Origin of the sequence: Pandoraea sp. NPDC090278, from assembly GCF_044772185.1 — a bacterium.
In the GTDB taxonomy this organism is placed as follows: Bacteria; Pseudomonadota; Gammaproteobacteria; order Burkholderiales; family Burkholderiaceae; genus Pandoraea.
In genome coordinates this window covers 122,662-145,057 of sequence record NZ_JBIVYJ010000006.1, presented here as the reverse complement: position 1 = coordinate 145,057, position 22,396 = coordinate 122,662, and the positions used below count along the sequence as shown (strand labels likewise).

At 60.3% G+C, this 22,396-nt stretch carries 21 protein-coding genes and 3 tRNA genes; 17 read left to right on the top strand and 7 right to left on the bottom strand.

The window, feature by feature from the left end:
• Positions 1-59: 59 nt before the first annotated feature.
• The 8 genes from lepA (at position 60) to nagZ (ending at position 8,407) form a co-directional block, all read left to right on the top strand.
• Positions 60-1,865, top strand: a complete 1,806-nt coding sequence (gene lepA, locus ACIQWO_RS21270) for a translation elongation factor 4 (protein ID WP_402828625.1) — start codon at positions 60-62, stop codon at positions 1,863-1,865.
• Positions 1,866-1,883: 18 nt separating this feature from the next.
• A complete protein-coding gene (gene lepB / locus ACIQWO_RS21265; RefSeq protein WP_402828622.1) occupies positions 1,884-2,798 on the top strand; it encodes a signal peptidase I in 915 nt (304 codons plus the stop codon).
• 276 nt (positions 2,799-3,074) lie between these two features.
• A complete protein-coding gene (gene rnc, locus ACIQWO_RS21260) occupies positions 3,075-4,112 on the top strand; it encodes a ribonuclease III (RefSeq protein ID WP_402828619.1) in 1,038 nt (345 codons plus the stop codon).
• 57 nt (positions 4,113-4,169) lie between these two features.
• Positions 4,170-5,063 carry a GTPase Era gene (era, locus tag ACIQWO_RS21255; RefSeq protein ID WP_402828617.1) on the top strand — a complete coding sequence of 298 codons (894 nt, stop codon included), beginning with the start codon at positions 4,170-4,172 and terminating at the stop codon, positions 5,061-5,063.
• The gene (gene recO / locus ACIQWO_RS21250; protein ID WP_402828614.1) at positions 5,050-6,051 is read left to right on the top strand and encodes a DNA repair protein RecO; all 1,002 of its coding nucleotides are present in this window, start codon (positions 5,050-5,052) and stop codon (positions 6,049-6,051) included. The genes era and recO overlap by 14 nt, the downstream gene beginning before the upstream one ends.
• Positions 6,048-6,809: a pyridoxine 5'-phosphate synthase gene (pdxJ, locus tag ACIQWO_RS21245; protein ID WP_402828611.1), complete on the top strand. Its 762-nt coding sequence runs from the start codon at positions 6,048-6,050 to the stop codon at positions 6,807-6,809. The genes recO and pdxJ overlap by 4 nt, the downstream gene beginning before the upstream one ends.
• Before the next feature lie 90 nt (positions 6,810-6,899).
• Entirely contained in the window at positions 6,900-7,376 is a 477-nt protein-coding gene (gene acpS / locus ACIQWO_RS21240; RefSeq protein ID WP_402829187.1) for a holo-ACP synthase, read from the top strand.
• Positions 7,373-8,407 (top strand): beta-N-acetylhexosaminidase, encoded by a 1,035-nt coding sequence (gene nagZ / locus ACIQWO_RS21235; RefSeq protein WP_402828608.1) that lies wholly within the window; start codon positions 7,373-7,375, stop codon positions 8,405-8,407. Before acpS ends, nagZ begins: the two co-directional genes overlap by 4 nt.
• A gap of 125 nt (positions 8,408-8,532) precedes the next feature.
• Here nagZ and efp read toward each other — a convergent pair whose 3' ends face one another.
• The gene (gene efp / locus ACIQWO_RS21230) at positions 8,533-9,090 is read right to left on the bottom strand and encodes an elongation factor P (RefSeq protein WP_402828605.1); all 558 of its coding nucleotides are present in this window, start codon (positions 9,088-9,090) and stop codon (positions 8,533-8,535) included.
• A 139-nt stretch (positions 9,091-9,229) separates the two neighbouring features.
• On the bottom strand, positions 9,230-10,471 hold the full coding sequence (earP, locus tag ACIQWO_RS21225) for an elongation factor P maturation arginine rhamnosyltransferase EarP (RefSeq protein ID WP_402828602.1): 1,242 nt from the start codon (positions 10,469-10,471) through the stop codon (positions 9,230-9,232).
• A gap of 177 nt (positions 10,472-10,648) precedes the next feature.
• Here earP and uvrC point away from each other — a divergent pair, with 177 nt between their 5' ends.
• Complete coding sequence (gene uvrC, locus ACIQWO_RS21220) at positions 10,649-12,802, top strand: excinuclease ABC subunit UvrC (protein ID WP_402829185.1); 2,154 nt, start codon at positions 10,649-10,651, stop codon at positions 12,800-12,802.
• 73 nt (positions 12,803-12,875) lie between these two features.
• Here uvrC and kch read toward each other — a convergent pair whose 3' ends face one another.
• Complete coding sequence (gene kch, locus ACIQWO_RS21215) at positions 12,876-14,126, bottom strand: voltage-gated potassium channel protein (RefSeq protein WP_402828599.1); 1,251 nt, start codon at positions 14,124-14,126, stop codon at positions 12,876-12,878.
• A 172-nt stretch (positions 14,127-14,298) separates the two neighbouring features.
• Here kch and pgsA point away from each other — a divergent pair, with 172 nt between their 5' ends.
• The 4 genes from pgsA (at position 14,299) to ACIQWO_RS21195 (ending at position 15,470) form a co-directional block, all read left to right on the top strand.
• Positions 14,299-14,892 (top strand): CDP-diacylglycerol--glycerol-3-phosphate 3-phosphatidyltransferase, encoded by a 594-nt coding sequence (gene pgsA / locus ACIQWO_RS21210; RefSeq protein ID WP_402828596.1) that lies wholly within the window; start codon positions 14,299-14,301, stop codon positions 14,890-14,892.
• Between the two features lie 188 nt (positions 14,893-15,080).
• A tRNA-Gly gene (locus tag ACIQWO_RS21205) sits at positions 15,081-15,156 on the top strand.
• 48 nt (positions 15,157-15,204) lie between these two features.
• A tRNA-Gly gene (locus ACIQWO_RS21200) sits at positions 15,205-15,280 on the top strand.
• Positions 15,281-15,396: 116 nt separating this feature from the next.
• Positions 15,397-15,470: transfer RNA gene (locus tag ACIQWO_RS21195), tRNA-Cys, on the top strand.
• A gap of 126 nt (positions 15,471-15,596) precedes the next feature.
• On the opposite strand, the gene ACIQWO_RS21190 is transcribed toward ACIQWO_RS21195, so the two are convergent.
• Positions 15,597-16,064, bottom strand: a complete 468-nt coding sequence (locus ACIQWO_RS21190; RefSeq protein ID WP_402828593.1) for a MarR family winged helix-turn-helix transcriptional regulator — start codon at positions 16,062-16,064, stop codon at positions 15,597-15,599.
• A gap of 40 nt (positions 16,065-16,104) precedes the next feature.
• Here ACIQWO_RS21190 and ACIQWO_RS21185 point away from each other — a divergent pair, with 40 nt between their 5' ends.
• Complete coding sequence (locus tag ACIQWO_RS21185) at positions 16,105-16,539, top strand: cupin domain-containing protein (RefSeq protein ID WP_402828591.1); 435 nt, start codon at positions 16,105-16,107, stop codon at positions 16,537-16,539.
• Between the two features lie 218 nt (positions 16,540-16,757).
• Here ACIQWO_RS21185 and ACIQWO_RS21180 read toward each other — a convergent pair whose 3' ends face one another.
• Complete coding sequence (locus ACIQWO_RS21180; RefSeq protein WP_402828588.1) at positions 16,758-17,039, bottom strand: hypothetical protein; 282 nt, start codon at positions 17,037-17,039, stop codon at positions 16,758-16,760.
• A gap of 174 nt (positions 17,040-17,213) precedes the next feature.
• Entirely contained in the window at positions 17,214-17,786 is a 573-nt protein-coding gene (locus ACIQWO_RS21175; RefSeq protein ID WP_402828585.1) for a hypothetical protein, read from the bottom strand.
• 320 nt (positions 17,787-18,106) lie between these two features.
• On the opposite strand from ACIQWO_RS21175, the gene ACIQWO_RS21170 reads away from it, so the two are divergent.
• On the top strand, positions 18,107-20,089 hold the full coding sequence (locus ACIQWO_RS21170) for a tetratricopeptide repeat protein (RefSeq protein WP_402828582.1): 1,983 nt from the start codon (positions 18,107-18,109) through the stop codon (positions 20,087-20,089).
• 60 nt (positions 20,090-20,149) lie between these two features.
• Here ACIQWO_RS21170 and ACIQWO_RS21165 read toward each other — a convergent pair whose 3' ends face one another.
• A complete protein-coding gene (locus ACIQWO_RS21165) occupies positions 20,150-20,935 on the bottom strand; it encodes a helix-turn-helix domain-containing protein (protein WP_402828579.1) in 786 nt (261 codons plus the stop codon).
• A gap of 171 nt (positions 20,936-21,106) precedes the next feature.
• Here ACIQWO_RS21165 and ACIQWO_RS21160 point away from each other — a divergent pair, with 171 nt between their 5' ends.
• Together ACIQWO_RS21160 and ACIQWO_RS21155 are read left to right on the top strand one after the other, a co-directional pair.
• A complete protein-coding gene (locus tag ACIQWO_RS21160; RefSeq protein WP_402828576.1) occupies positions 21,107-21,556 on the top strand; it encodes a hypothetical protein in 450 nt (149 codons plus the stop codon).
• A gap of 111 nt (positions 21,557-21,667) precedes the next feature.
• On the top strand, positions 21,668-22,321 hold the full coding sequence (locus ACIQWO_RS21155; protein WP_402828573.1) for a glutathione S-transferase family protein: 654 nt from the start codon (positions 21,668-21,670) through the stop codon (positions 22,319-22,321).
• Positions 22,322-22,396 lie beyond the last annotated feature (75 nt).

The following is a 22,396-nucleotide window of genomic DNA, read 5'->3' as shown; positions in this document are numbered from 1 at the left end:
TCTCGAAAGTCGCTGCCGAGCCGAATCCGATGGCACCGACTTTTCTATAGCCCCGCCTCATGGACCATATTCGCAATTTTTCGATCATCGCCCACATCGACCACGGGAAATCGACCCTGGCCGATCGCATCATCCAGCTGAGCGGCGGTTTGTCCGATCGTGAAATGGAATCTCGCGTCCTCGACTCGATGGATCTCGAGCGCGAGCGGGGCATCACCATCAAAGCACAGACCGCCGCGCTGCAATACAAGGCACGCGACGGCAAGGTCTACAACCTCAACCTGATCGATACGCCGGGACACGTCGACTTCTCGTATGAAGTGAGCCGTTCGCTGTCCGCTTGCGAAGGCGCGCTGCTTGTCGTCGACGCCTCGCAGGGCGTGGAAGCGCAGACCGTCGCGAACTGCTACACCGCCATCGAGCTGGGCGTGGAAGTCGTGCCTGTGCTCAACAAGATCGACCTCCCGTCGGCCGAACCGGAAAACGCGATCCAGGAGATCGAGGACGTTATCGGCATCGAAGCGACCGACGCCGTGCGCTGTTCGGCCAAGACGGGTCTGGGCGTGGAAGATGTGCTCGAAGCGCTGATCGCCAAAGTGCCGCCGCCCAAGGGCGATGCCAACGCGCCGCTGCAAGCCCTGATCATCGACTCGTGGTTCGATAGCTACGTCGGTGTGGTGATGCTGGTGCGCGTGGTCAACGGCACGCTCAAGCCGAAGGAAAAGATTCACCTGATGGCCACGGGCTCCAGCTATCTGGTCGAACAGGTGGGCGTGTTCACGCCGAAGTCCAAGCAACTCGCGTCGCTGTCTGCCGGTCAGGTGGGCTTCATCATCTCGGGCATCAAGGAACTGAACGCGGCGAAGGTGGGCGATACCGTCACCCACGCCGTGACGACCACGACCAAGCCTGCCGAGGCACCGCTGCCGGGCTTCAAGGAAGTGAAGCCGCAGGTGTTCGCCGGTCTCTATCCGGTCGAAGCCAACCAGTACGACGCGCTGCGCGACTCGCTCGAAAAGCTCAAGCTCAACGATGCCTCGCTGCAATACGAACCGGAAGTTTCCCAGGCGCTGGGCTTCGGTTTCCGTTGTGGCTTCCTGGGCCTGCTGCACATGGAAATCGTGCAGGAGCGTCTGGAACGCGAATTCGACATGGACCTCATCACCACGGCGCCGACCGTGATTTATGAGGTGACGGAGCGCGACGGCACGATCGTCTCGGTGGAAAATCCGGCGAAGATGCCGGATCCGGGCCGCATCGAGGAAGTTCGCGAGCCGATCGTCACCGTGAATCTGTACATGCCGCAGGAGTACGTCGGTTCGGTCGTCACGCTGTGTCAGCAAAAGCGCGGCGTGCAGGTCGATATGCAGTATCACGGCCGTCAGGTGCGTCTGATTTATGAAATTCCGATGGCTGAAATCGTGCTCGATTTCTTCGATCGTCTGAAGTCGGTATCGCGCGGTTACGCGTCGATGGATTACGAGTTCAAGGAATATCGCGCGTCGGACGTGGTCAAGGTCGACATGCTGATCAACAACGATAAGGTCGATGCATTGTCGATCATCGTCCACCGCTCGGAGAGCCGTCGTCGCGGCGCGCAAGTCGCGTCGAAGATGCGCGAAATCATTCCGCGTCAGATGTACGATGTGGCGATTCAGGCGGCCATCGGTGCGAACATCATCGCGCGTGAAAACATCAAGGCACTGCGTAAGAACGTGTTGGCGAAGTGCTATGGTGGTGACATCTCGCGTAAGAAGAAGCTGCTCGAGAAACAGAAAGAAGGTAAGAAGCGCATGAAGCAGGTGGGGAGCGTTGAAATTCCCCAGGAAGCGTTCCTTGCCATTTTGCAAGTCGAAGACAAATAACGTAGCGACAGGTCCCGCATGAATTTCGCCCTGATTCTTTTGATCCTGGTGCTGGTGACCGGGGTGGCCTGGGTGGCCGACAAGTTGGTGTTTCAACCGGCGCGCCGCCGGGCAGCACAGACTGCCGTGGCGCAATTCGATCAGCAACAGCTTGGGTTGCAGGGCTCCGGTATTCAGGGTTCTGGTTCGCAGGAAGGCAATGCGCTGGCGAGTGCGCGTGCGAAGTTGCATGACGACAAACTGCGTCAGCCGTGGTGGCTGGAGTACTCGGCGAGCTTCTTCCCGGTGATTCTGGCGGTGTTCGTGCTGCGTTCGTTCGTGGTCGAGCCGTTCAAGATTCCGTCGGGGTCGATGATCCCGACGCTGCTCGTCGGCGATTTCATTCTCGTGAACAAGTTCGATTACGGTATTCGTCTGCCGGTGATCAACAAGAAGATCATCGATTTAGGCGAGCCGAAGCGTGGCGATGTCGTGGTGTTCCGTTACCCGAAGGATGAGTCGATGGACTACATCAAGCGAGTGATCGGCGTGCCGGGCGACGTGGTGGCCTACGAGAACAAGAAGCTCACGATCAACGGTGAACCGGTGCCGGAAACCGCGCTGCCGGATTACTTCGACGACGAACACATCGCGTACTTCAAGCAGTTCGAGGAGACGGTCGGCGGCGTGAAGAACCGGATTCTGAACGACCCGAACGTGCCGCCGTACATCATGGGCGCGGACGACTTCCCGAACAAGCAGAACTGCCAGTACAACAGCCAGGGCGTGATCTGCAAGGTGCCGCCGGGCAACTACTTCATGATGGGCGACAACCGCGATAACAGCGCGGACAGCCGCTACTGGGGCTTCGTGCCCGAGCAGAACATCGTGGGTCGGGCGTTCTTCATCTGGATGAACTTCTCGAACCTGAAGCGTCTGGGCGGCTTCCAGTAAGTCGGCGGCTTCACGGGGAACTCCGACTTCTCCGCTAAGGACTCAATTGATGCGGAAATTGACGTTATTTCGTCAGTTTCCGCATTATTGTTTTTAAATAAGAAATAAAAGGTGCGACAGGTGACGGCCGCCGGTGGGACTGATCGGTCCTGACCTCGGAATTGTCCGATCCACCGACCTCGCGCCAGTCCGAAAAGCCCGTCAGACGGCGGTAAAGCCCGTCGTTTCTTGGCGACGACCCGCTCCGGGGCGGGAGCGTCGCGCTATACTTGCGCCATGTCTCAATCACTGAATCAACTGGAAGAACGTCTCCAGTATCGTTTCCACGATGCGGAATTGCTTAGCCAAGCACTGACGCACCGTAGCCACAGTGCCGCCAACAATGAGCGGCTGGAGTTTCTCGGCGATTCCATTCTGAACTGTTCGGTCGCAGCGATTCTGTTCCGTCGCTACGGCAAGCTCGACGAAGGCGACCTCTCACGTGTGCGCGCCAATCTCGTGAAGCAACAATCGTTGTACGAGATCGCGCAGACGCTTGGCGTTTCCGAATTTCTTCGCCTGGGCGAAGGCGAGCTCAAGAGCGGTGGTTTCCGTCGTCCTTCGATTCTGGCCGACACCCTCGAAGCTTTGTTCGGGGCGATGTACCTCGATGGTGGTTTCGAGAAAGCCTATGCGGTGATCGAGCGTCTGTACACGCCCGTGCTCGAACATGTCGATCCGAAGACGCTCGGCAAAGACGCCAAGACGCTGCTTCAGGAATACCTGCAAGGCCACAAGATTGCGCTGCCGCAGTACACGGTGATCGCCACCCACGGGGCGGCGCACAACCAGCAGTTCGAGGTTGAGTGCACCGTGCCGAAGCTCGACATCAAGGTGGGCGGTTCGGGCGCCAGCCGTCGCGCGGCCGAGCAGGCGGCGGCCAAGAAAGCGTTGGAAGAAGTGCAGAAGATGCCTGCGCTGGCGAAGCCGAAGGCCGAGAAGAGTGCGAAGGCGGCGAAGAAGCGTGCTGCCAAGGCGGCGGCTTCGGAAGCGAAGAAGGCCGGACAGGTGGGGCAGGCTGGGCAACTGACGGTGGCGTCGCAGGCCGAGTCGAAAGACGCCAAGGAGTCGCGTGAGCCGAAGGATGCGCGAGACGCTGCGGCCGGAGCGACCACGGCGCCCGCCATGACCGCGTCGAGCCACAATGCGCCTCGCAATGCAGCGGCATCGCCCGAGAAGTCTGTCGAGAAGCCCGCTGAAAAGCCGACTGAAAAGTCCGCCGAAAAGCCGATCGACAAGGCCGACGCCGCCAAGCAACCTCCGGCAGCTGCCTGAGTCCCATTCAGGGGGAGAGCAATCGCTGCTGTCCCCCTTTCAAGAGAGTTTCCAATCATGAACGATAAGACGGATTTTCGCTGCGGTACCGTGGCGATCGTCGGGCGTCCGAACGTCGGCAAGTCGACGCTGCTCAACGCCCTCGTCGGTCAGAAGATCAGCATTACGTCGCGCAAGGCGCAGACCACGCGACATCGCATCACCGGCATCAACACCACGGAAGACGCGCAGTACATTTTCGTCGACACCCCGGGTTTTCAGACACGTCATGCGACCGCACTCAACCGCTCGCTCAATCGCGCGGTGACGTCCACGCTGTCGAGCGTCGATGTGGTGATGTTCGTGATCGAAGCGGGTAATTTCGGCCCGGACGACGAGAAAGTGCTCAAGCTCCTGCCGGAAAACACGCCGGTGCTGCTGATCGTCAACAAGCTGGACCGTATCAACGATAAAGCCGAGATGCTGCCGTTCCTGCGCAAGCTGGGCGAAGTGCGCGATTTCCGCGAAATCGTGCCGATGTCGGCGAAGCGTGAGGATGACATCAAGCGTCTGTTCGGTGTGTTGCGCCCGTATCTGCTCGAAGGCGACCCGATTTACGGCGAGGACGATCTGACCGACCGCAGCGAGCGCTTCATGGCGGCCGAAATCCTGCGCGAAAAGGTGTTCCGCTGGACGGGCGACGAATTGCCTTACACGAGCACTGTCATCATCGACAAGTTCGAAGTCGAAGGGAATCTGCGCCGTATTTTCGCGACGATTCTGGTCGATCGCGACAATCACAAGGCGATGATCATCGGCAACAAGGGCGCGAAGCTCAAGCAGATCTCCACCGATGCACGCCTCGATATGGCGAAGCTCTTCGACGGTCCCGTGTATCTGGAAGTGTGGATCAAGGTGAAGGGCGGTTGGGCCGACAACGAAGCCGGCCTGCGGGCATATGGCTACGAGTGAGCTGGATACGTCACGTGACGATGTCGACGCGCCGGATGCCGTAACGACGGCGACCGGTACGTCGCAAGCCACGCGATCAGCGCGATCCCCGCGAGCCTCCTCGGAGGTGGTGGGGGCACGGCACGCACGTCCGAAGAGCACGCGCACGCGTGCCGTGGACGACGATGCCTCGGAAGCCTTCCAGCAAGCGCAGGCCAACACCGATACCGTCAAGCGCGAAGCCAAGCGCACGCGACGCGCGCCGTCCCCCGCCCGGGTGGCCGAGCGCGAACAAAGCCGGGTGACGGAACAACCCGGCTTTGTGCTTCACAGCTATCCCTACCGCGAAACCAGTCTGATCATCGATGTGCTCACGCGCGACCACGGGCGTATTGCGCTCGTCGCAAAGGGAGCGAAGCGTCCGCATTCCGCACTGCGCGGTGTGCTTCAGACGTTTCAGCCGCTCTCGCTCGCGTGGCTCGGCAAGGGCGAGTTGCGCACGTTGACTAAGGCAGAGTGGGTCGGCGGCTTGCGTCCCCTGGAGGGCGACGCGTTGCTCTCGGGCTTTTACCTCAACGAATTGCTGGTGAAGTTTTGCGCGCGAGACGACCCGCACGACAAGCTGTTCCAGCACTATCTGACGACGCTGCATCATCTTGCGCACGGCGAACCTGCGGGCGTGATCCTGCGCGCGTTCGAGCGCGTGTTGTTGCGCGAGACGGGATATGCCGTGGCGTTCGACCGTTGCACGCAAACGCGTGGCAAGGTCGTGCCTGATCGCCGCTACGTGTTTCACCCCGACTGGGGCGTGCGCCCGTCGCGCGGCGACGAACCGTCGGACTGGCCGGTTGTCGCCGGTCAGACGCTGCTCGACATGGAGCAAGACGATTACTCGCGGGCGCAGACCGTGCAGCAAAGCAAGTTGCTCATGCGCTTTCTTCTCAACCACCATTTGGGCGGCGTGCCGCTCAATACCCGGCAGATCCTGCTCGACCTGCAAAAACTATGAGCCTCTTCTTCCAAGGCAACGCCATCGACCTCGGGGTCAACATCGATCACGTCGCCACGGTGCGCAACGCGCGCGGCACGAAATATCCGGATCCGATCAGGGCAGCCCTGCTGGCCGAAGAGGCGGGCGCGGATGTGATTACGCTGCACTTGCGTGAGGACCGTCGCCATATTCGCGACGACGACGTCACGAATTTGCGCGACAAGCTGATCACGCGCATGAACCTCGAGTGTGCGGTGACGGAAGAGATGCTGGCGATTGCCTGCCGCGTGAAGCCGCACGATGTCTGCCTGGTGCCGGAGAGCCGTCAGGAGCTGACGACCGAAGGCGGGCTGGACGTCGTCGGGCTGTACGACCGTATCGCTGCTGCGACACAACAGCTTGGCGAAGCCGGTAGCCGCGTCTCGCTCTTCATCGACCCGGACGAGGCACCGATTCGCGCTGCCGCCCGCATGGGCGCGCCGGTCGTCGAGCTGCACACGGGGCGTTACGCCGAGGCGCACGACGAAGCCTCGCGCGAGGCCGAGTTCGCTCGCATTGAACGTGCTGTGGCGCTCGGTGTGTCGCTGGGGCTGCGCGTCAATGCCGGTCATGGCCTGCACTATGAGAACGTGCAACCCATCGCGGCCATCGAGGGCATTTCCGAGCTGAACATCGGCCACGCCATCGTCGCGCACGCCCTCTTCGCTGGCTGGGAAAATGCGGTTCGCGAGATGAAGGCCATCATGGTCGCCAGCCGCATTGCGGCGCGCGGCTGAGCGGCGTCCCGTCCGTTTATCGCCGCATCAAGCCGTGACACGATTCTTCTCATGAGCGATCAGAATCTTCCGTCCTCGACACCCTCCCCGATGAGCCCGACGGCCGCCTCCGGCGTGCCGCCGCAGGGTCCGACGACGATCTACGGCGTGGGCACCGACATCCTGCAAATCAGTCGCGTCGTGGGCGTGATGACGCGCACGAAGGGCCGATTCGCAGAGCGCGTGCTCGGGCCTGAGGAACTCAAGGTTTATTACGCTCGTCAGAAACGCTCCGAGGTGCGCGGGCTGGCTTATCTGTGCACACGGTTCGCCGCGAAGGAAGCCGTCTCTAAGGCTATCGGACTCGGGATGCGCTGGCCAATGACATGGCGTGCCGTGCAGACGCTGAACGCGCCCTCGGGTAAGCCGGTGGTCGTCGCGTCGGGCGAGTTGGTGCAGTGGCTCGCCGAGCGGCAATTGTCGATCGAGATTTCGATCACGGACGAAAAGGAATACGCGGTCGCTTTTGCGATCGCGTCACGTAATTTAGGCAACATTGGCAATATTGCATCGGAGAAATCGCAATGACGAAGCGCAGGCCGGGCCCGGTGATGCTGGACGTTGTCGGGCTGACCCTCAGCGAAGACGACATCCGTCGCATCGATCACCCGTTGACCGGGGGTGTCATTCTGTTCGCCCGCAACTTCGACGATCGCGCGCAGTTGTGCTCGCTCACGAAGCAGATTCGCGACGTGCGCGACGACATTCTGATTGCTGTCGATCATGAGGGCGGCCGTGTACAGCGCTTTCGCACCGACGGCTTCACGCATCTACCCGCGATGGGCAAGCTGGGCAAGCTCTGGCATGAGGACGTGTTCAAGGCCACGCGCGTCACAACGGCCGTAGGCTACGTGCTTGCGTCGGAACTGCGTGCCTGCGACATCGACCTGAGTTTCACGCCGGTGCTGGATCTGGACTATGGCACGTCTGCCGTGATCGGCGACCGTGCGTTCGACGCGGATCCGCGTGTGGTGGCGATGCTCGCCAAGAGCCTCAACCACGGGCTGTTGCTCGCGGGGATGGCGAACTGCGGCAAGCATTTCCCGGGGCACGGTTTTGTGGCAGCCGATTCGCATCACGAGATTCCCGTGGACGAGCGCTCGCTCGACGAGATTCTGTCGGTCGATGCGCAACCGTACGACTGGCTCGGCATGTCGCTCGCGGCGGTCATGCCCGCGCACGTGATCTATCCTCAGGTCGACCCGAACCCGGCAGGCTTCTCGGCCAAGTGGCTCAAGGAGATTCTGCGCGGCCAGTATGGTTTCGACGGCGTAATCTTCAGCGACGACCTGTCGATGCAGGGCGCGAGCGCGGCGGGCGACGTGGTGACGGCCGCTCACGCGGCGCTGGACGCTGGCTGCGACATGGTGCTCATCTGCAACAGTCCGGAGAAGGCAGACCGTCTGCTGCGCGAAATGAAGGCGGTGGCCGACACAGTCTCGCAGCGTCGCATCAAGCACTTGCTGGGTCGTGGCAAGGTGCAAGGCTGGGAGAAGATGCTCGCGCAGCCTGAGTACCAGGCGGCGAAGCGTCTGATCGCGGAGACGTTCGGCGGCTAAGACTCGGGAAGGCCGGTGCGAACCGGTCGACCCAAACAAAAAGCGCTCGACCCCGAGGGGACGAGCGCTTTTTTGTTACCTGACGAACCGCACCGCCCGAGAGCGCTGCGGTTGCAAGCCATCGCTTAGGCGCGGCTCTTGTATTCGTCGGTACGCGTGTCGATTTCGATCTTGTCGTCGGTGTTGACGAACAGCGGGACCTGAATTTCCAGCAGATCGTTGATCTTGGCCGACTTCTTCACGTTGCCCGACGACGTATCGCCCTTAACGGCCGGTTCCGTGTACACAACGGTACGCACGACGGTGGTCGGCAGTTCAACCGAAATGGCCTTCTCGTTGTAGAACACGACTTCGCACGGCATGTCGGGTTCGAGGTACTTGATCGCGTTGTCCATGTTCTCGGCTTCGACTTCGTACTGGTTGTACTCGGCGTCCATGAACACGTACATCGGGTCGGCGAAGTACGAATACGTCACTTCCTTCTTGTCGAGGTTGACGGTTTCGAACTTTTCGTCGGCCTTGTAGGTGAATTCGCCACGGCCTTCCTTCAGCAGCTTCTTCCACTTCAGCTTGACCATGCTGGAGTTGCGGCCCGACTTGACGAATTCGGTGCGCAGCACAACGTTCGGCTCATTATCGAGAATGAAGACGTTACCGATGCGGAGTTCTTGAGCGATTTTCATAAAAAAACGAGATCCTGTGACGAAATAAGCGATTTGCCGCTTGTTGAGCGCTTCCATACGCCGATTCGCCGCTTGATTCCCGTGTCCGCCAAGGGCGACTCGGAGCAGCAGGTTCAGCAGCAAAGCGTTGAAAAACCAGCTATTTTACCTGATTTTGCGCGAAGCTTGCCAACTGTCGCGCAAGGTCCGGAAGCTGGGCCTGAGCATTTCCCCATGCCTGCGCATGGCATGTCAGGGCGGGCAATGCCGCTGCCAGCGCCGACCAGTCCGGTGCGGTGCTGGCGTACCCGTTCCACAGGTGCCAGAAGGTACGCAGCGCTTCGCGTTCGGCATGTCCCAAAGCGGCGTCGCCGGAAGGTAGGTCCGCCAGATACCGTTCGAGAAAAGCATCAAGCTTCCCATGATGGGTATTTTCCGCTTGCGGATAGATGTGCCAGACGAACGGTTTCGCCGCCCATTGCGCACGCACGAACGAATCTTCCCCTCGCACGAAATTCAGATCGCACGCCCAGAGCAGGTTATCGAACTCATGCTGCGGAACGAACGGCAGACCGTGGACGGTCAGCGCGCCGCGCGTCGCCGATTCGCGCGGGGCGAGCGCCTCACGTCCGAGCCACTCGCCGACAGCCGGGGCGATTCGACCTTGGGGAACGAGGCAGACCACGGGCGTTTCGTTTTCCGACCATTGCGTGAGTAACGCTGGCAACGCGACGTTCTCATACGCAAACAGCGACACAATTAGCGCATCCTGCGGTGCGGCAGACAGGCCGAGCGTGCGTTGCCACCATGCGTCGCGCAGGTCGGCGGCCGAGAGAAATGCGTCACGCCGGGAAAACAGTTCGCGCTCGCGGATCAACCCACCGGAGCGTTCGGTGAACCCGGGCATGAAAATCGTTTTGACGAGGCCCAGTTGCGGATGGAGCGATTTCTGCATATGAAATTCGTCGACCCAGGACTCTGCGCTCAGATACTCCAGATTGACCCACACCGGCGCGTTGCCAGCCTGTTTCCGGGCGTGCATCGCGTGGAGATAGGCGTCCGGGAGGTGGCACGCGAACCCCTCGATCACGATGTCGCCCGGCGCGTTGTTGTCCGTGATCGGGCCGAAGTCGGCGTCCCAGCGTCGCACGTCGACGCCATCGCAGCGCTGCTGTGCCTGCGACGGATCGATGTCCGGGCGCAGATGGCGGAAGCTCGTGAGATCGTCGACCCAGAGCCGCACCGACCATCCGTGCTCGCGCACGAGTTGGCGAGCGAGCCGCCAGCACACGCCGATGTCGCCGAAATTGTCGACAACGGTGCAGAAGAGGTCACAGCGCGGCACCAGTGGAAGGTGGCTTGGAATCGTGGTGGCGGACGAGGACGCAGTAGACAAGGGCATTGAGAAGCCGTGACGCGGATTGGTCTAAACTTCCAATTTTAGTCCCTGTGACGCGTGACGATGTCATCGCCAGCCAAATCGGCAAAATCCACCAAACCCGCCACCAAAGCAGCCGCCAAAGTCGCGAAAGCCGGAACGCCGAAGCGCGAGCGCCGCAGCGGCAACGACGGGCCGCAGATGCCTGCGGATGACGCTGGCGATGTTCGCGACGCCAACGACGCGCCGTTGTTCGATGCGCGCAAAGCGCTCGCGCAGTTGCCAAACCTGCCGGGCGTCTATCGCTACTACGATGCGGCGGGCAACGTTCTTTACGTGGGCAAAGCGCGCAATCTGAAGAAGCGCGTTTCGAGTTACTTCAACAAGACGCAGTTGTCGCCGCGTATTGCGTTGATGGTCGCGCGCATTGCGAAGCTGGAAACGACGGTCACGCGCTCCGAGACGGAAGCGCTGCTTCTTGAAAACAATCTGATCAAGGCGCTGCATCCGCGCTACAACATCCTGTTTCGGGACGATAAGTCCTATCCGTTCCTTAAGCTCACGCAACACAAGTACCCGCGCATGGCGTATTACCGTGGCTCGGTGGATCGTCGCGGTCAGTATTTCGGACCGTTCCCGAGTGCATGGGCGGTGCGCGAGAGCATCCAGATTCTGCAAAAGGTCTTCCAGTTGCGCACTTGCGAAGACTCCGTCTTTTCGAATCGCACGCGTCCGTGTCTGCTCAATCAGATCGAGCGATGCAGCGCGCCGTGTGTGGGCGCGATTGACGATGAGGACTACGCGCGTGACGTGAACAACGCCGCCGCGTTCCTCTCCGGACGTCAAAAGGAAGTGCTCGGCGCGCTCGAAGACAAGATGATGGCTTACGCCGAAGCGCTTCAGTTCGAGCAGGCTGCGGTGGTGCGCAATCAGATGCAGGCGCTCTCCGGCGTGTTGCAGCAGCAGTCCGTCGAAACGGCGGGCGATGTCGACGCCGACATTCTTGCCGTGGCCTACGCGGGCGGTCGCGCTTGCGTGAACCTGGCGATGGTGCGCGGCGGACGTCACCTGGGCGACAAGGCGTATTTCCCGGCGCATGTCGAGCGAGGCGTAGAAGGCGGGATCGCAGACGAATTCGAGGAAGACGAGGTGCTGGCCGAGTTGCCGTCCGATGATGATTCGGACGATGCCGTGGCCAAGCCGGACGAGGGCGGCAACGAGCCGTCCACGCAAGCGGAGCAAGCACCGTCTGCGTCGCTCGAATCGCGTCTGCTCGAAGCGTTCGTCGCGCAGCACTATCTCGGCCAGTCGGTACCGCCGGTGCTGGTGGTGAGCCATGCGTTGCCGAACGACGAGTTGCTCACCGCGCTCTCGGAGCAAGCGGGCCGCCGTATCGCGATGGTGCGGCAACCGCAGGGCCAGCGACGCGCGTGGCTCGACATGGCGTTGCAAGGCGCGCAACTTGCGCTCACGCGGTTGCTGACGGAGCAGGGCAGCCAGCAGGCGCGCACCAGCGAGTTGATCCAGACCATCGGACTCGACATCGACGATCCCGCGCTGCTGCGCGTGGAGTGCTTCGACATCAGCCATACGCAGGGCGAAGCCACCCAGGCGTCGTGCGTGGTGTTCCATCATCACAAGATGCAGACGAGCGAGTATCGGCGCTACAACATCACGGGTATTACGCCGGGCGACGATTACGCGGCAATGCGTCAGGTGCTTACGCGCCGGTACGGCCGTCTGATGGAGGCCGCTGCCGCCACGGTGAGCGACGCAGCGGACCCGTCGTCCGTGGCCGCAGACGTCGCACGTGCCGAGGCCGACACCTCCGTCGTGGCGGAAGGTGACGCGACCGAATCAACCGCATCGAGTGCATCGGCCGCCCCCGATGTCGCCGACGTCGAAGCCAATCTCCCGCAACTGGTGCTGATCGACGGCGGCAAGGGGCAGGTGGAGGTGGCGCGTCAGGTGTTCGTCGAGTTGGGAATCGATATTGGTCGTCTGGTCGGCGTGGCGAAGGGCGAGGGACGCAAGGTGGGTCTCGAGACGCTGATCTTCGCGGACGGACGTGCGCCGCTCGAACTCGGTCGCGAGAGCGCGGTCCTGATGCTGATCGCACAGATCCGCGACGAGGCGCACCGTTTCGCGATCACCGGCATGCGGGCGAAGCGTGCGAAGGCGCGTCAGACATCGCGGCTGGAGGAGATCGAAGGCATTGGTGCGAAGCGCCGTCAACGTCTGCTGATGCGCTTCGGCGGCTTGCAAGGTGTGGTGTCCGCGAGCGTCGATGAGCTGGCGAGCGTCGAGGGCATCTCGACGACGCTTGCCGAGCAGATCTATCGCCAGCTTCACTAAGTTCAGTCAGTTCACCAAGGACGCCGGGCCGCTGTCTCCCCCGGCGATCCACGTCCCCCTTCCTCACCTTTCGTCACGTATCGCCGTGAAACAGCAATCGCATCACGGTGTCGTTATCGACGGTTTCCCCGGAGAGCGTGCGGGCGAGCAACTCGCCGCCGACGACCGGCGGCGCAAAAATCATGTCCGGCTGCACGCGCTTGAGTTTGCTCAGGTGCTTGCTGTCGTTCACTGAGGCGATCGTACGCACGGTCGGCGCGATCTCCTTCGCGGCGAGCACGATGAAAGCATTTTCGGAATCGTCCGCTCGCAGTGCGAGCACGGCTTTGGCGTGCTCGATACCGGCGTGGGTCAGCACGGTGTTGTCGCTGGCGTCGCCGTGCATGACATCCGCTTCTTCCGGATAGGGATTGTCCACACCGCTCGCGATGATGACCGTCACCGGCCAGCCGCGCTTGGTGAGTTCATGGTGGACGTTGACGGCCAGCGGCGAGGCACCGGCCACGATGAAGTGGTTCTTTCGTATCACGTGCGTAAATCTCCCCGCGAGAATTTTCTTGAGGTTGCCCCCGACGAGCGGGCCGATGACGACGGAGAGCGACGTCGCGAACACGCTGATCCCGAAGATGATCACCGACGCGGTGAACAGGCGCGCGTCGGTCGACACCGGCACGATATCGCCGTAGCCGACCGTCGTCATCGTGACGATGGCGAAGTAGAACGCCGTGGCGAGATCGCCGACGTTCGGCTTGAACTCGCGCCCCAGATACATCGTGCCGAACGTCGCGTAGATCACCAGGGCGAACACGGCCACGAGCGTGTAGAGCGTGGCGGCGGCGAAGCTGGCACGGTCGAATTCACGCCAGTACCAGAGCAACAATCCGAAGCTGACGAGCGAGAGCACGAACGTCACGTCGAAGCGGATGTTGAGGTGGAAGTTGATAGCGGCGGCAAGCGCGAGCATGACCAGTGTGAAAGCCCAGGCGGTGCGCGCACGAATCACGAGCCCGCAGGACAGCGCGACGAGCGCCGTGCCGACGAGCGCACGAGGCAGATGCGAGAAGTCGATGCGCTCGATGGCGTTCAGTCCGAACAACAGCCGGGGCAGGTGCGTGGCTTCGATATGTTCGAGGGCGGAGAGGTCGCCGCGCACGAAGAGGTCGATGAGCAGCGAGCCGGGCACGCGCAGCAATACGGAGGCGACGAGCAGCAGGCCGTCGATGCCAACGAGTATGGCGATCAGAACGTACGGGGGGATCAGTGACCGGAAGGGCGGTCGGTGCAGGGCACTGCGCAGGGCGGACAGGGGCGAGTGCAGTTTCACGAGATCGGCGCTATTGGCGGGACGTTGCGAGCAAGATAGGGGCACACTGGCGCACATGTCAACAGGTGTGCGGTGCCTCGGCCTTGTCGCTACGGGGCAGACACGGCACAATGCGGGTCTGGTACGGCTGCCGAGTGCGCCGTGTGTCGACGTTTGCCGAACTCATGCTGCCATGCCTTTCAATGTCCCCATCTTCCTGACCTGGCTTCGGATCGTGCTGATCCCGCTGGTGGTCGGCGTCTACTATTTGCCGACGACGTGGTTATCGTCTGTCGAGATGAACTGGGTGGCGTGCGCGGTGTTCGTGCTGGCGGCGCTGACCGACTGGTTTGACGGGTTTCTGGCACGCCGCTGGAATCAGACGTCGGCATTCGGGGCGTTTCTGGATCCGGTGGCCGACAAGCTGATGGTGGCGGCGGCGTTGTTGATGCTGTTGCAGATGGGACGGATCAACGCGCTGGTGGCGCTCATCATCATCGGGCGGGAAATCACGATTTCGGCGCTGCGGGAGTGGATGGCGCAGATTGGCGCGTCGCGCAGCGTGGCGGTGCATCAGTTGGGCAAGATCAAGACGGCGGCGCAGATGGTGGCGATCCCGTTGTTGCTGTTCAACGGCACGGTGGCGTGGAACGGGTTGCGTTTCGACTCGCGATTCTGGGGGGCGTGGCTAATTTACGTGGCGGCGGTTCTCACGTTGTGGTCGATGCTGTACTATCTGCGCCGCGCGTGGCCGCAGATTCGTGAGCGTGGCGGCGCACAGATGTGAGCGTAAGTCTCTGAATATGCGGGAAGTGCGCGGGATCTGTGCGGTGAAGGAGAAAAAACTTCACAAATTTTCAGTGCAGGTGCTTGACACTGAATCGTCGTTTAGACATAATCTCCTTCTCGCTGCTACGGCACTAGCCCGGCAGCGAAGTTTTTAGAAGTCGATGGATTGGTAGTACGCATGACAATGCGGGAGTAGCTCAGTTGGTAGAGCGCAACCTTGCCAAGGTTGAGGTCGCGAGTTCGAGACTCGTCTCCCGCTCCAGTTTTCACACTGGACATTGAGTGGTTAATCCTTGGTGTTCGGTGTCATGCGGGAGTAGCTCAGTTGGTAGAGCGCAACCTTGCCAAGGTTGAGGTCGCGAGTTCGAGACTCGTCTCCCGCTCCAAATCCAGAGGGAAGCCTGACTTCCCTTTTTATTTGCCGAAAAGCCCACGGCGATCGATCCGACGGGCGCCCTCGATGGCAACAGCGAGTGGTTACAATGCGGCAGCATGTCTCGATGGCGGGATAGCAAAATGGTTATGCAGCGGCCTGCAAAGCCGTTTACGTCGGTTCGATTCCGTCTCCCGCCTCCAAATTCAAAAGCCCTGACTTGTCAGGGCTTTTTCTTTTTCTGCTGCTGTTGGGGCACGTCTATATCAAACCCTGAGCGCTGCAAAGTCTCGTGGCTCGCCGCGCCCACCTGAACTTCCCCCATTGAATCAACTATCCGTCAGTTGCTTGAGGACAGCGTAAAACGTCTGAAAGCGCTCTGTGCCGATCTGCTGTTCCCATTCGCGTTCGATCTGGTGCACCGTGGCGCGCTGAATTTCGGCCACTTTCCATCCCTTCTCGGTGAGGGAAACAAGACGCGTCTGCGTCCCCTCGTTCGTGACTCTTTTCACATAACCTAGCGCTTCAAGTTGCTGCAGCAGGTAGTTCATCGCCTGCTTGGACATGTTGGCGCGCTGTGCCAAATCAATGGGGCGCTCGTTCTCCGGAGGAGGAAAGCGCAGTACTTTGAAGTGGGCAATCTGGATGTCGGCCAAGCCCGCCGCGGCTAATGCCTGGCCCAGGCGTTGCTCCACCTGGTCGAGGCAATAACGCAGCCGCGCCCCGATGAGTGGATCATCGGGGTTTGGATCGTCGGAAAATCTCCGGGCGGACAGGGATTGACGGTCGGTAGGCATATGGTAAAGTCACTTTACCATACCTCCAGGGAGTTTCGCGATGAACTCGATAGGTAATGAACTGATCACCATTGGCTCACTGTCGATGCGGTTCCTGGTCGATGGTCGGGATACGACGGGTCATATGGCGATGGCGGAAATGATTGTCCAGCCGCTCGCCAAAGTCCCGCCCCCTCATCGCCACGTCGACGTGGACGAGACCATCCACGTCCTTGATGGATCGCTGACGTACCGGGTGGACGACTGCGTACGCGTCCTGAACGCGGGCGATTATTGCTTCTCACCGCGCGGCACCGTTCATCATTTCTCCAATCCTGGCGATGTCCCCGCTCGTGCGCTCGTTGTGTTTTCGCCCGCCAAAATCGGGCCTGAATATTTTCGCGAAGTGGCTGGCGTGTTGGGCGCTGGCGGCCCACCGAATCTGGAGATGATGAAGTCCGTGATGAAGCGCCACGGGCTAGAACTGGCGTCTTGAGCACAACGAGCGCCGATCGCAATCTACGTGGAGGCGTCGTGCGTGGCTCCGGCAGTGCAGTTCGGGCAAACAACCGAATGACGGTTGTGCGGCAAGGCGATTGCCGATGCGAAAGTCCGGCCAGGCTCGAAAGAAGACGCAGATCATCGGCCGCAATCGGCCAAGAAGGGACGCTCGACGTCGACACCGAGATCTCGGATGATTCGCGCTTGGATGACTCATTTCCATTGGTAGGCTGCTGCTCGCACGAACTGCGCACGGGCCTCCTCCGGTAGCCATGAAAACCGATGGTTTAGCCAGCTATCACAAGCGTCGCAGCACTCCGAAATGTCCGTTTGCTGCCAGTTATCAAAGCGACACGCTTCCATCCAGAGCTGCCCGAATAGTGCCCGGCCCTCAGAATCATCTGCGAGTTGCTCCAATACAGCAGAAGCGAATGTCCATGGCTTTTCCCAATCGAGAAACGCAATCGCAGCCTTGATGAGTTCCGATTTGGCCATGATAAGAAAATGAACTTTAGGGCATCGACAATAGCACGACCGGTGTTTGGCTCTCAGGGGGTCTGAAAGACCGCTTCGGGTCGTAAGCAGTCATCGGCAGAAGTCCGCTTTCGACCACAAACGTGCGTTCGCCCGTGTGACGAGAGTCGTGACAATAGCTATTGACTGATTGGCTTACTCGGCGGCACTCCATTTGCGGAACCGATCGAATAATCGGAACCCAACATAGTCCCGTTCTCGCTTGTATAGCCAACGGTAGTAGCAATCCCAGTAGCTAATCATTCGATCGTGCGTCTTTTGGAAAAATAGCGAATTCTCTCGGAAGAACGCTCCGTAGGTGTGTTGATCCATGGACGACAAGTGCGCCTCGACAGCGTCGAGAATTTCAACGACATACTCGCCGCAGAGTTGCATAACGAATGGCGCAACCCAAGGTTCAGAAGACGCTGCCAGCCGTTCGATCTGGCGCTGGCGCACATGCCCATCATGGTGTCTCGATAGCAAGCACGCATATACGATGGCTTGAACTTCATTCAGGCGTGCGAACAGAGTTTCGTCGGGATTCTCATAGATTCGATATGGGATATTGAGCGATTCACCTCGAACAACGACCTGCAATCCGCGATCGGTTGCGTCGCTACCTCCCATCAAATCTGCGACGACACTCACATCGGAGCGCAGCGCCTCCGGAAATGCCTTTATTAACGGACTGAAAAGGGCCGCGTTCACGGCTGGTTGAGGCGTCATACGTCGTCGCGGGCAGTACGATAGGCCGCCATTGTGGCATAGGAGCATCCGCTGAAATGTGGTTGCTTGGGGTGATTCAAAAGCCCTGACTTGTCAGGGCTTTTTCTTTCTCTGCTGCTGTTAAGGTCCGTCCGCATCCAGTTCCGCGCGCTGCCAAGCGCCATTCGCTCTCTCAAGTTTCCGTCGCAGATCGCCGTTAATCCGATCGCCAACAGAATTGTTTTTTTGGTGTCGAATGCGCGAGAGGGTCCTGGTGAATAAGGCTTTAGGTGGGACTTCGAGCGTCGTTGTGTTCAACCAAGAATCTCGTCAATCCTTTCATGTTCAAACGCATCCTGTCAGCACTAGGCGGCAAAAAGCGTAACGCCACCACCACTATCTCTTCCGCCTCAACACAAACAGCGGAACCGGAAGCGGGCGTCGATGGAGAACTCGTCACCGCCTACGATGCCTATGGCCGGGAGATGAAGATCCCGCGTAGCGAGTGGCACGATAAGGTTTTCCTGCCCAATCTGCAACAGAAGTGGAACGACCCGGCTGAGCTCTACGGCCAGATCGTTTCCGGCCTTAACGACGGCTTTGCTGCCGATCTGACGGCCGCCGCCGCTCGTCTTGTCGAGATTGATGGGAATCCGGAGCGCAGCCACGTCATTCAGGGCATTGTGCGAATGAAGAACGGCCAGCTTGATGCGGCCGAAGCGACGCTTCGTACCGGAATGGAGAAGGCGGGTGAGACCGGAACCCTGCTGACCAATCTGGCCAAAGTATTTGTCGAGCGTGGCGACGAGACTCGCGCAAATGAGACGCTTTGGCGGGCGATACAGGCAGACCCGAACCAAGACAATGGACTGCTCTGGTGGGCTGCCATACAGCGGGAGCGTGGAGGCGAGGAAGCCCATCTGCAGGCGCTGCGCACCGTGGCGTCTCTGCCCGGTAGTTGGCGGGCACAGTTGTGGTTGGCACGTCACGATCTGGAGCACAAGGATGTCGACGCGGCACGTGCTCTCTACGCAGAGGTTCTTGAAGCGAGCTTGTTCGACGCAAGTGCGCTCATGATGATATCTGGTGACCTGGGTAACAACGGTCAAGTGTCATTGATGCTCGAACTTGTTGGCCCGGCCTATGACGAGAAAAAGCACGATCCGATGACTGGCCTTAACCTGCTGCGTGCCTGCCAGCAACTCGGCAACGCCGACGAAGGCGAAGCGCTGCTTGTGCGTATGTACCGCTTGGGGATCGCGCCGATCAAGCACCACCTTGACGAGTTCGCGCAAGCATTCCAAGAAATGCGTAGCAAGACGGTTCAAAACACGCAAATAGATCCGGACAGCTTGAAGATCAGTACGCTGGCCACGAGCCAGCCGATATGGCACTACGGTCTGCGCGATGCCAACTGGCTCTTCGTGCAGAAGCCGGAAGGCGTCAGTGAGGTCGGATTCTTTGCGCTCTCGAAGATTACCGATGGCGCTGAACGCGCAGAATCGCAACGCGAAGATGATCTGGGGCGACTAACGCGCGCTATCCCTCTGTACTTGGCCGAAGCCACTCACTACTGGAGCGACTACGCGGCTAACTGTTACATCCAGATTGTGGAGGGGGGCGGCCCGGTCGTGTTGGGGGGCGAAACTGATGGCAACACACTCTTCGAGATCGTGCCATCGCAGATGAAGTACTTCGTGACAGGAGAGATCGGCCATTCGGGGGAAGGTGACTTAGCTGAATGGCAGGTGTCCTTGCACCTCTGGAATTGCGAAACTCGAACAAAGCAAGCGAGCGAAAGCAGAAAGGCAGGGCACGCAGACCTCGGCGCGTTGGTGATACGCCTTGAGAAGATCTTGCTTGATCACATCGGTAGGAAGCGCGAGCAGCCACTGGACGCGTTCTACCAACGGCCCCATGTAGAGGTCATGCAGACTTATCTGGGAGCGTTGGGTCAGACCTTCATGTTGACGTTGCTCGCCAACAAGCACATGTCCAAATCTGCTTTGTGGGGTGAGCGTGCCATGCTCGACTGGCCCCTCACTATGGCCCTACAGTGGCCTGCGGTAGAGGTCCATAAGCTGATGTACGTCTCGGGGCTGGGTAAGGCGATGGACTATCAGTCGGACATACTCGTGGAGTACAAGGAGCGCAGCCTCCAATTGCTACGCGATGCGAGGGAGGCTAACAGTCCTGCTGTCCGATTGGCACCTTTGGTATGGAAGGTGTTCAACATGCAGGACGAACTGCTGGCGCACATCCGAGATTTGCCCGCCGATGTAAGTCCTGCGTACAAGGCGTGGCTGGAGAGAGTTGCAGAGTAGCCGACACATCGGGGGCCAGCTCTGATTCGCCGTCGTTCATTCAAGTGCTCCCATCCGGCATCACAACACCATCGCACGCATGATCCTCCCGGTCGCTTCATCGGCCGGGTAGAACGCTTCGAGCGCCATCTCGGCGAGTGTCACATCCACGGGCGTGCCGAATACTGTGGTCGTGCTGAAGAACGACAGCAGACCGTCGTTCGTGCGCAACTGCATCGGCACGAAGATGTTCGCCGTCGGCGGTACCGCCGGTGCAGGACCGCGCTCTGCCACGGGATACGCCTTCAACTCCTCATACAACTCGCCCAGCGTGGCATCGCCGCTCGCGTGAATTTGCTGACGCAGGCGATGCAGCAAATGTGCGCGCCATTCCGGAAGATTGGCGATGCGCGGCGCGAGACCGTCCGGGTGCAGCGACAGACGCAGCACATTCACAGCACCGCTCAACAACGAAGGGTCGACGCCAGCGAGCAGCGGCATCACCGCGCGATTTGCCGCGAGCAGCGTCCAATGTCGGTCGACGGCGAGTGCCGGGTACGGCTCGTGTCCATCGAGCACACGTTGGACGGCCTCGCGAGCGACGGTCATGTCGGGACCGTCGAACGCGCGGGCCTCGAAGCGAGGCGCAAAGCCCGCCGCGACAAGCAGCGCGTTGCGCTCACGCAGTGGAATGTCGAGCGCTTGCGCGAGATGCAGCAGCATCTCGCGGCTGGGTTGTGCGCGGCCCGTCTCCACAAAGCTCAGATGACGGGTAGAAATCTCGGCTTCCAGCGCGAGATCGAGTTGGCTCATGCGTCGACGCTGACGCCAGTCGCGCAACAGGGTTCCGATAGCAGGTGTCGTCATGATGCGGAGTATGGCGCGGTTGGTGGATGAGCAGCCATTACCTCTCAGGTAATCGACGGTGCGTCGCGCAATCGAGAAGATTATAGCCAGCGAGACACGATGTCTCGTCATCCTGAGCAACGCTGCCATGGGCGGGTTGTCGGGATCGGACTCACTCCAACGGAGGTCAACATGATGTCATCCCGTCAGTCTTCGCTTGAGGCTACTAGCCACCATTCGCTTCATTCCTCCTCCCGCGCTTCGATGCTCGCCCGCGTCGTGCTCGCCGACGCACTGGTGAGCGGTGCCGTCGGGCTGTTGCAGGTACTCGCCGCAGCGCCACTGGCAGGGCTGCTGGACCTGCCCGCCTTCGGACTGCGCGTCACGGGCCTTATCCTGCTTGTCTACGGGGCGGCGCTCGTCTGGCTGGTGCGACGTACTACGTTACCCGCTGGGGCAGCGTGGACGGTCATCGGCATCAACGTGATCTGGGCACTCGATTGCGCCTTGTTGCTGGCATCGGACTGGATCGCGCCCAACGCGTTGGGTGTGGCCTTCATTGGTGTGCAGATCGTCACCGTGGTGGTGTTCGCCGAACTGACGTTCATCGGACTGCGCCGCCGTCGGCAGGTGTCTGTCTGATGGGGGGGATGCCCCCGCGACGTCACGAATTCACAGTTATTCGATAACGGCGGGGGCAGTCGGTATTACTATCGTCAGAATTGATCCAGACTTCGGAAATCGACGACAGACATGACCGACAAAAAGCTGTTTTATTACCCGAGCAACGCCAGCATGGCCCCTCACATTGTTCTGGAGGAAATCGGCCAGCCATTCGAATTGGTGCTGGTAGATCGCCATCACAATGAACACAAGTCAGCCGAATATCTGCGCTTGAACCCCAACGGATTAATCCCGGTGTTGGCCGATGGCGGCGTGGTGTTGTATGAGACGGCCGCTATCTGCCTGCATCTCGCGGACACAGCGCCTGAAAGCGAGTTGGCACCCAAGCTGGCAACGCCGGAGCGTGCCGAGTTTTACAAGTGGCTCATGTGGCTGACGAACACGCTTCAGTCGGCATTGATTGTCTATTTCTACCCGGAGCGTTGGGTGGACGTTGGCAACGTGGCGGGTGCGGATCAAGTGCGGGCGCATGCTGAATCGAAGATCGGCACTTTGCTTGAGCAGTTGGAGCAGCAACTTCAGTCGAGCGGCGGCCCGTGGCTACTGGGCAACCAATACTCGATCCTCGATCCTTACGCATTCATGCTCTGCCGGTGGACAAGAGGCTTCAAGAATCCGGCTCGCGAGCGCGCGCTGCTCGGTCAGTATTTGCAGCGGATGCTCGCACGCCCTGCAGTTCAACGCGTGTTGAAAACTGAGGGGCTGGCGGCGCCATTCGTCTGAGCCAAAGTTTCGTGGGGTATGCGAAGATTCGGCTGGTCTGCGGTCGGGGAAGTTGCCGCAACGAATTCCAATCAC